The sequence below is a fragment of the Burkholderia sp. BCC0506 genome (genome assembly GCF_902833145.1).
GTDB lineage: Bacteria > Pseudomonadota > Gammaproteobacteria > Burkholderiales > Burkholderiaceae > Burkholderia.
On sequence record NZ_CADFEN010000009.1, the window covers coordinates 311733 to 321286 of the forward strand.

Here is a 9554-nt window from a genome sequence, read left to right on the forward strand (position 1 = left end):
CAAGGCGCGAACGGGCGGAAATAGGTTAAGGACCATTCACCATCATGGTTGAACTTGAAATAGACGGCAAGAAGGTCGAGGTGCCCGAAGGCAGCATGGTGATCCAGGCTGCGCACAAGGCGGATACGTACATTCCTCACTTCTGCTATCACAAGAAACTGTCGGTCGCGGCCAACTGCCGGATGTGTCTCGTCGAAGTCGAGAAGATGCCGAAGGCCGTGCCTGCCTGCGCGACGCCCGTGTCGGCCGGCATGATCGTGCGCACGCAGTCCGACAAGGCTGTGAAGGCGCAGCAGTCGGTGATGGAATTCCTCCTCATCAATCACCCGCTCGATTGCCCGATCTGCGATCAGGGCGGCGAATGTCAGCTGCAGGATCTGGCGGTCGGCTACGGCAAGTCGTCGTCGCGCTACTCCGAAGAAAAGCGCGTGGTGTTCCACAAGAACGTGGGCCCGCTGATCTCGATGGAAGAAATGTCGCGCTGCATCCACTGCACGCGCTGCGTCCGCTTCGGCCAGGAAATCGCCGGCGTGATGGAGTTCGGCATGCTGGGCCGCGGCGAGCATTCGGAAATCACGACGTTCGTCGGCAAGACGGTCGATTCCGAAATGTCCGGCAACATGATCGACCTGTGCCCGGTCGGCGCGCTGACCAGCAAGCCGTTCCGCTACAGCGCCCGTACGTGGGAGCTGTCGCGCCGCAAGTCGGTGAGCCCGCACGATTCCGTCGGCGCGAACCTCGTCGTGCAGGTGAAGAACAACCGCGTGATGCGCGTGCTGCCGTTCGAGAACGAAGCGATCAACGAATGCTGGATCTCGGACAAGGACCGCTTCTCGTATGAAGGCCTCAACAGCGACGAGCGCCTGACGAAGCCGATGCTCAAGCAGGGCGGCCAGTGGATCGAGACCGACTGGCAGACCGCGCTCGAATACGTCGCGAAGGGCCTGAAGGGCATCGCCGCGGATCACGGGGCGAACGCGCTGGCGATGCTCGCGAGCGCGCACAGCACGGCCGAAGAGCTGTTCCTCGTGAAGCAGCTCGCCAACGAACTGAAGACGCCGAACGTCGACTTCCGTCTGCGTCAGCAGGATTTCTCGGCGCCGGTCCAGGGCGCACCGTGGCTCGGCATGCCGATCGCCGATCTGTCGAACGTGGATGCCGCATTCGTCGTCGGCTCGTTCCTGCGCCGCGACCATCCGCTGTTCGCGTCGCGCCTGCGTCAGGCTGCGAAGAACGGCGCGAAGCTGCACTTCCTGCACGCGACCGCCGACGATTCGCTGATCCCGACCGCGCAACGCATCGTCGCCGCGCCGTCCGCATGGCTCGACGAGCTGGCCGGCATCGCCGCGGCCGTCGCGCAGTTGCGCGGCGTCGCGCTGCCCGACGCGCTCGCCGGCGTCACCGCATCGCCGGCCGCCCAGGCCGTCGCGCAGTCGCTCGCGAACGGCGAACGCCGCGCGGTGCTGCTCGGCAACGCCGCGGTCCAGCATCCGGTGTTCGCGAAGCTGCACGCCGTCGCCAAGTGGATCGCCGACACCACCGGCGCCACGTTCGGCTTCCTGACGGAAGCGGCGAACACGGTCGGCGCGCACGTCGTCGGCGCACTGCCGGGCGAAGGCGGCCTGAACGCACGCGAAGCATTCGCGCAGCCGCGCAAGGGCTACGTGCTGCTGAACGTCGAACCGGAATTCGACACCGCCGATCCGGCGCAGGCACTGGCCGCGCTGAACCAGGCGGAAATGGTCGTCGTGATGTCGCCGTTCAAGCACGGCCTCGACTACGCCGACGTGCTGCTGCCGGTTGCGCCGTTCACGGAAACGGCCGGCACGTTCGTCAACGCGGAAGGCACCGTGCAGAGCTTCAACGGCGTTGTGCGCCCGCTCGGCGACACGCGCCCGGCCTGGAAGGTGCTGCGCGTGCTCGGCAGCCTGCTCGGCCTGCCGAACTTCGAATACGAGACCGCGGAAGAAGTGCGTCTCGCCGCGCTCGGCGATGCCGGCGTCGCGGGCCGCCTGTCGAACCAGACGTCGGTCGCGCCGGCGCGCGCCGCGGCGAACGCCGCGAACGGCGGCCTCGAGCGTCTGGCCGATGTGCCGATCTATCACGCCGACGCGCTCGTGCGCCGCGCGGGTGCGCTGCACCTGACGGCCGCCGCGAAGGCGGCGAATGCCGCGGCCCTGCCGGCTGCGCTGTTCGACAAGCTGGGCTTGAAGGAAGGCGACGCGGTGCGCGTGCGCCAGGGCGAGCGTGCGGTGCAGTTGCCGGCCGTGCGCGACGCGAATCTTGCGGAGACGGTCGTTCGCGTGTCGGCGGCGACGCCTGCCGGCGCAGCGCTCGGCAGCCTGTCCGGTGAACTGGTGGTGGAGAAGGCGTAAATGAGCTTGTTCGATACGATCAACGCGGGCGGGGCCGAGCTTCTCGGCTTCGCGTGGCCGACGGTGTGGGCAGTCGTGCGCATCCTCGTCGTCTCCGTCGTCATCCTGCTGTGCGTCGCATACCTGATTCTGTGGGAACGCAAGCTGATCGGCTGGATGCACGTGCGTCTCGGCCCGAACCGCGTCGGCCCCGGCGGCCTGCTGCAGCCGATCGCCGACGTGCTGAAGCTGCTGCTGAAGGAAGTGATCCAGCCGACCGCCGCCAGCCGCTGGCTGTACCTGATCGCGCCGATCATGACCGTCGTGCCGGCGTTCGCCGTGTGGGCCGTGATCCCGTTCCAGGCCGAAGCCGTGCTCGCGAACGTGAACGCGGGCCTGCTGTACGCGATGGCGATCTCGTCGATCGGCGTGTACGCGGTGATTCTCGCCGGCTGGGCGTCGAACTCGAAGTACGCATTCCTCGGCGCGATGCGCGCCGCGGCCCAGATGGTGTCGTACGAAATCTCGATGGGCTTCGCGCTGGTGCTCGTGCTGATGACGGCCGGCAGCCTGAACCTGTCGGAAATCGTCGGCTCGCAACAGCACGGCTTCTTCGCCGGCCACGGCGTGAACTTCCTGTCATGGAACTGGCTGCCGCTCCTGCCGGCGTTCGTCGTCTACTTCATCTCGGGCATTGCGGAAACGAACCGTCACCCGTTCGACGTGGTGGAAGGGGAGTCGGAGATCGTCGCGGGTCACATGATCGATTACTCGGGCATGGCGTTCGCGCTGTTCTTCCTCGCCGAGTACATCAACATGATCGTGATCTCGGCGCTCGCCTCGACGCTGTTCCTCGGCGGCTGGGACGCACCGTTCGAATTCCTGTCGTTCATCCCGGGCATCTTCTGGCTGGTGCTGAAGGTCTTCGCGCTGCTGTCGGTGTTCATCTGGGTCCGCGCGACGTTCCCGCGCTTCCGTTACGACCAGATCATGCGTCTGGGCTGGAAGGTGTTCCTGCCCGTCACGGTGATCTGGGTGGTCGTGGTCGGCTGCTGGATGATGTCGCCGCTGAACATCTGGGTGAAGTAAAGATCGGACGAAATCATGACGGCTATCCAACACTTCTTTAAGACTTTCTTCCTGACCGAGCTGCTGAAGGGGCTCGCGCTGACCGGTCGCTACACGTTCAAGCGCAAGTTCACCGTGCAGTTCCCGGAAGAGAAGACCCCGATTTCGCCGCGTTTCCGCGGGCTGCACGCACTGCGCCGCTACGAGAACGGCGAAGAGCGCTGCATCGCGTGCAAGCTGTGCGAGGCCGTGTGCCCCGCGCTGGCGATCACGATCGAATCGGAAACGCGCGCCGACAATACGCGCCGCACGACGCGCTACGACATCGACCTGACGAAGTGCATCTTCTGCGGTTTCTGCGAAGAAAGCTGCCCGGTCGATTCGATCGTCGAGACGCAGATTCTCGAGTACCACGGCGAGAAGCGCGGCGACCTGTATTTCACGAAGGAAATGCTGCTCGCGGTGGGCGATCGCTACGAGAAGGACATCGCCGCGGCGAAGGCTGCCGACGCGCCGTATCGTTGATTGTGTTTGCAGTGCCGGCCCGGCATGAACGATGACGGGCCGAGCCGCCGCGACGGGTGCGGGCGTTCCGCAAGCCGCGCCTGACTATGGCCTAACGATGAACCGGTAATCATGGAATTCACGACCGTACTGTTCTACATCTTCGCGCTGCTCCTGGTGGTATCAGGGCTGAAGGTGATCACTTCGCGCAACCCGGTGGCGTCTGCGCTTTTCCTTGTGCTGGCGTTCTTCAACGCGGCCGCGATCTGGATGCTGCTGGAGGCGGAATTCCTCGCGATCCTGCTGGTTCTGGTCTATGTCGGCGCGGTGATGGTGCTGTTCCTGTTCGTCGTGATGATGCTGGACATCAACATCGACTACCTGCGCCGCGACTTCAAGCGCTTCGTGCCGATGGCGACCGTGGTCGGCGCGATCATCGTGATCGAAACCGCGCTGATCCTGTGGCGCGGCTACGGCGACACGCACACCGTGCATGCGATGGCGACGGGCGAGATGGCCAACTGGTCGAATACGCGCCTGATCGGCAAGGTGATCTACACCGACTACATCTTCGCGTTCGAAATCGCCGGCCTCGTGCTGCTGGTCGCGATCATCGCCGCGATCGGGCTGACCGAGCGCAAGGGCAAGGACAGCAAGCGCCAGCGCGTGTCGGATCAGGTCAAGGTGCGCCGCAACGACCGCGTGCGCCTCGTGAAGATGGAAGCGGACAAGCCGCAGCCGGAAACGGTGCAAAGCGAAGCCGGTTCGGGCACCAACGGCTAAGCGGAGGAAAAGAAAACCATGCTGACTCTTGCTCACTACCTTGTGCTCGGCGCGATCCTGTTTGCGATCGCGATCGTCGGGATTTTCCTGAACCGCCGCAACGTCATCATCATCCTGATGTCGATCGAACTGATGCTGCTGGCGGTGAACACCAACTTCGTCGCGTTCTCGCACTACCTCGGCGACGTGCACGGCCAGATCTTCGTGTTCTTCGTGCTGACCGTCGCCGCAGCGGAAGCCGCGATCGGTCTCGCGATTCTGGTGACCCTGTTCCGTAAGCTCGACACGATCAATGTCGAGGATCTCGATCAGCTCAAAGGTTAATTTCAGGCAACGCTGTTATGTCAACGACACTCAATGAAAACCTGCTGCTGGCGATTCCGCTCGCTCCGCTGGCCGGCTCGCTGATTGCGGGGCTGTTCGGGAACGCAGTCGGGCGCAAGGGCGCACACCGGATCACGATCCTCGGCGTATTGATCGCGTTCCTCCTGTCGGCGAAAGTCTTCCTCGACGTGATGGGCGGCGCGAGCTTCAACGCGACCGTCTACGAATGGATGAACGTCGGCTCGCTGAAGCTCGAAGTCGGCTTCCTCGTCGATTCGCTGACCGCGATGATGATGGTCGTCGTGACCTTCGTGTCGCTGATGGTGCACGTGTACACGATCGGCTACATGGCGGAAGAAGACGGCTACCAGCGCTTCTTCTCGTACATCTCGCTGTTCACGTTCTCGATGCTGATGCTCGTGATGAGCAACAACTTCCTGCAGCTGTTCTTCGGCTGGGAAGCGGTGGGTCTGGTGTCGTACCTGCTGATCGGCTTCTACTTCACGCGTGAGAGCGCGATCTACGCGAACATGAAGGCGTTCCTCGTGAACCGCGTGGGCGACTTCGGCTTCCTGCTCGGTATCGGCCTGCTGCTCGCGTTCGCCGGCTCGATGAACTACGGCGAAGTGTTCGCGAAGCGCGCGGAGCTCGCGAGCCTGCACTTCCCGGGCACCGACTGGGGCCTGCTGACCGTCGCCTGTATCTGCCTGTTCATCGGCGCGATGGGTAAATCGGCGCAGTTCCCGCTGCACGTGTGGCTGCCGGACTCGATGGAAGGCCCGACCCCGATCTCGGCGCTGATTCACGCGGCGACGATGGTGACGGCTGGCATCTTCATGGTGTCGCGCATGTCGCCGCTGTTCGAGCTGTCGGATACCGCGCTGTCGTTCATCACGGTGATCGGTGCGATCACGGCGCTCTTCATGGGCTTCCTCGGCATCGTCCAGAACGACATCAAGCGCGTGGTCGCGTACTCGACGCTGTCGCAGCTCGGCTACATGACCGTCGCGCTCGGCGTGTCCGCTTACCCGGTCGCCGTGTTCCACCTGATGACGCACGCGTTCTTCAAGGCGCTGCTGTTCCTCGGCGCCGGCTCGGTGATCATGGGCATGCACCACGACCAGGACATGCGCAACATGGGCGGCCTGCGCAAGTACATGCCGATCACGTGGATCACGTCGCTCGTCGGCTCGCTCGCGCTGATCGGTACGCCGTTCTTCTCGGGTTTCTACTCGAAGGATTCGATCATCGACGCGGTGAAGCTGTCGCACCTGCCGGGTTCGGGCTTCGCGTACTTCGCGGTCGTCGCGAGCGTGTTCGTCACGGCGCTGTACTCGTTCCGCATGTACTTCCTGGTGTTCCACGGCGAAGAGCGCTTCCGCCATCCGAAGCATCCGGAATCGCCGATGGGCATGGCGGCCGCGCACGGCCACGACGATCACGGCCATGGCCACGGTCATGACGACCACGCGCACGAACCGCACGAGACCCCGTGGGTCGTGTGGGTGCCGCTGGTCCTGCTGGCGATTCCGTCGGTGATCATCGGCGCGATCGCGATCAGCCCGATGCTGTTCGGCGATTTCTTCCAGCACGGCGTCGCGTTCGACAAGGTGATCTTCATCGGCGAAAACCATCCGGCGCTGGCCGAGATGGCCGAAGAGTTCCACGGCTGGGTCGGCATGGGCCTGCACTCGGTGTCGGGCCTGCCGGTGTGGCTGGCGCTCGCCGGTGTCGTCGTCGCGTGGTTCCTGTACCTGAAGCGTCCGGAGCTGCCGGCGTCGATCCGCCGCGCGTTCGGCCCGATCTACACGCTGCTGGACAACAAGTACTACATGGACAAGATCAACGAAGTGGTGTTCGCCCGCGGTTCGGTGGCGATCGGCCGCGGCCTGTGGAAGGAGGGCGACGTCGTGGTGATCGACGGCCTCGTCAACGGCAGCGCCCGGTTCATCGGCTGGTTCGCCGGCGTGATCCGCTTCCTCCAATCCGGTTACATCTATCACTACGCGTTCGCCATGATCATCGGCATGCTGGGGCTCCTGACCCTGTTTGTAACGCTCGGCGGCAAATAAGGCGGGGGGACAACTAATGCACGCTTTTCCGATTCTCAGTACCGCGATCTGGCTGCCGATCGTTTTCGGCCTCCTCGTGCTTGCGGTCGGTAACGACAAAAATCCGGGGACGGCCCGCTGGGTTGCGCTGATCGGTGCGCTGCTCGGCCTCGCGGTCACGATCCCGCTGATCACCGGCTTCGACTCGAGCACGGCTGCGCTGCAGTTCGTCGAACAGTCGACCTGGATCGAGCGCTTCAAGATTTCGTATCACCTCGGCGTCGACGGCATCTCGATGTGGTTCGTCGTGCTCACCGCACTGATCACGGTGATCGTCGTGATCGCCGCGTGGGAAGTGATCACCGAGAACGTCGCGCAGTACCTCGCGGCGTTCCTGATCCTGTCCGGGATCATGATCGGCGTGTTCTCGGCGGCCGACGGCCTGCTGTTCTACGTATTCTTCGAGGCGACCCTGATCCCGATGTACATCATCATCGGCGTGTGGGGCGGCCCGAACCGCGTGTATGCGGCATTCAAGTTCTTCCTGTACACGCTGGCCGGCTCGCTGCTGATGCTGGTCGCGCTGATCTACCTGTACACCGAAACGCATTCGTTCGACCTCGCGACGTGGCAGAACGCGAAGATCGCGATGACGCCGCAGATCCTGCTGTTCATTGCCTTCTTCCTCGCGTTCGCGGTGAAGGTGCCGATGTGGCCGGTGCACACGTGGCTGCCGGACGCGCACGTGGAAGCGCCGACGGGCGGCTCGGTCGTGCTGGCCGCGATCATGCTGAAGCTCGGTGCATACGGTTTCCTGCGCTTCTCGCTGCCGATCACGCCGGACGCGAGCCACTTCCTGGCGCCCGTCGTGATCACGCTGTCGCTGATCGCCGTGATCTACATCGGCCTCGTCGCGATGGTGCAGGCCGACATGAAGAAGCTGGTCGCGTATTCGTCGATCGCGCACATGGGTTTCGTCACGCTCGGCTTCTTCATCTTCAACCAGCTCGGCGTCGAAGGCGCGATCGTCCAGATGATCTCGCACGGCTTCGTGTCGGGCGCGATGTTCCTCTGCATCGGCGTGCTGTACGACCGCGTGCACTCGCGCCAGATCGCCGACTACGGCGGCGTCGTCAACGTGATGCCGAAGTTCGCGGCATTCGCGATGCTGTTCTCGATGGCCAACTGCGGCCTGCCGGGTACGTCCGGTTTCGTCGGCGAGTTCATGGTGATTCTCGCGGCCGTCCAGTACAACTTCTGGATCGCATTCGGCGCGGCATTCACGCTGATCCTCGGCGCGGCCTACACGCTGTGGATGTACAAGCGCGTGTACTTCGGCGCGGTGGCGAACGATCACGTTGCCAAGCTGACGGACATCGGCCGTCGCGAATTCGTGATGCTGGCCGTGCTCGCCGCATTCACGCTGCTGATGGGCCTGTATCCGAAGCCTTTCACCGACGTGATGCACGTTTCCGTGGAAAACCTCCTCTCCCACGTCGCGCAGTCGAAGCTGCCGCTGGCCCAGTAATCGCGAGCGGAGGAAATCAAGATCATGAACGCTCCTATGAATGTCCTGTTGCCTGACGCGCTGGTGATGGCCGCCATCGTCGTCGCATGGCTGAACGACACCTTTACCGGTGCTTCCGGCCGCCGCCTGACCTATCTGATCGCGGTCGTCTCGTCGGTCGTCGCCGGCGTGTGGTTCGCGGTCCAGGCGCTCGATCCGCAGCAGTACTACTTCTTCTCGAGGATGGTCGTCGTCGACTCGTTCGCGAGCATGATGAAGGCCGTCGTGTCGTTCGGTTTCGCGGTCTCGCTCGTCTATTCGCGCAAGTACCTCGAAGAGCGCGACATGTTCCGCGGCGACGTGTTCCTGCTCGGCATGTTCTCGCTGCTCGGCCAGCTGGTCATGGTGTCGGGCAACAACTTCCTGACGCTGTACCTCGGTCTCGAACTGATGTCGCTGTCGCTGTACGCGGTCATCGCGCTGCGTCGCGACGCGGCGCAGTCGAGCGAAGCCGCGATGAAGTACTACGTGCTGGGCGCGCTCGCGTCGGGCTTCGTGCTGTACGGCATCTCGATGCTCTACGGCGCGACCGGCTCGCTCGAGCTGGGCGAGGTGTACAAGGCGGTCGGCGGCAACACCGACGCGGCCGTGCTGATGTTCGGCGTGATCTTCATCGTCGCCGGTATCGCGTTCAAGCTCGGCGCCGTGCCGTTCCACATGTGGGTGCCGGACGTCTACCAGGGCGCACCGACCGCGATGACGCTGTTCGTCGGCGGCGGCCCGAAGGTGGCCGCGTTCGCGTGGGGCCTGCGCTTCCTGGTGATGGGCCTGCTGCCGCTCGCCCAGAACTGGCAGACCGCGCTCGTGATCCTGGCCGCGCTGTCGCTGATCGTCGGCAACATCACCGGTATCGTCCAGCGCAACATCAAGCGGATGCTCGCGTACTCGGCGATCTCGAACATG

The 9554-nt window shown here is 63.9% G+C and carries 8 protein-coding genes; all 8 read left to right on the forward strand.

Features of this window, described 5'->3' with window-relative positions; all coding sequences use genetic code 11:
• Positions 1-44: 44 nt before the first annotated feature.
• Positions 45-2375, forward strand: coding sequence for an NADH-quinone oxidoreductase subunit NuoG (nuoG, locus tag HWX62_RS22350; protein WP_175930666.1), 2331 nt, complete (start codon positions 45-47; stop codon positions 2373-2375).
• The gene (gene nuoH, locus HWX62_RS22355) at positions 2376-3443 is read left to right on the forward strand and encodes an NADH-quinone oxidoreductase subunit NuoH (protein ID WP_175930667.1); all 1068 of its coding nucleotides are present in this window, start codon (positions 2376-2378) and stop codon (positions 3441-3443) included.
• A 15-nt stretch (positions 3444-3458) separates the two neighbouring features.
• Positions 3459-3947: an NADH-quinone oxidoreductase subunit NuoI gene (gene nuoI, locus HWX62_RS22360; protein WP_006478270.1), complete on the forward strand. Its 489-nt coding sequence runs from the start codon at positions 3459-3461 to the stop codon at positions 3945-3947.
• A gap of 111 nt (positions 3948-4058) precedes the next feature.
• Positions 4059-4709 carry an NADH-quinone oxidoreductase subunit J gene (locus HWX62_RS22365; RefSeq protein WP_175930668.1) on the forward strand — a complete coding sequence of 217 codons (651 nt, stop codon included), beginning with the start codon at positions 4059-4061 and terminating at the stop codon, positions 4707-4709.
• A gap of 18 nt (positions 4710-4727) precedes the next feature.
• On the forward strand, positions 4728-5033 hold the full coding sequence (gene nuoK, locus HWX62_RS22370; RefSeq protein WP_006478272.1) for an NADH-quinone oxidoreductase subunit NuoK: 306 nt from the start codon (positions 4728-4730) through the stop codon (positions 5031-5033).
• Positions 5034-5050: 17 nt separating this feature from the next.
• Positions 5051-7105: an NADH-quinone oxidoreductase subunit L gene (gene nuoL, locus HWX62_RS22375; RefSeq protein WP_175930669.1), complete on the forward strand. Its 2055-nt coding sequence runs from the start codon at positions 5051-5053 to the stop codon at positions 7103-7105.
• Positions 7106-7121: 16 nt separating this feature from the next.
• Positions 7122-8612 (forward strand): NADH-quinone oxidoreductase subunit M, encoded by a 1491-nt coding sequence (locus HWX62_RS22380; protein ID WP_175930670.1) that lies wholly within the window; start codon positions 7122-7124, stop codon positions 8610-8612.
• A 36-nt stretch (positions 8613-8648) separates the two neighbouring features.
• A partial coding sequence (locus tag HWX62_RS22385) for an NADH-quinone oxidoreductase subunit N (protein ID WP_175985236.1) occupies positions 8649-9554 on the forward strand: 906 nt, incomplete at its 3' end.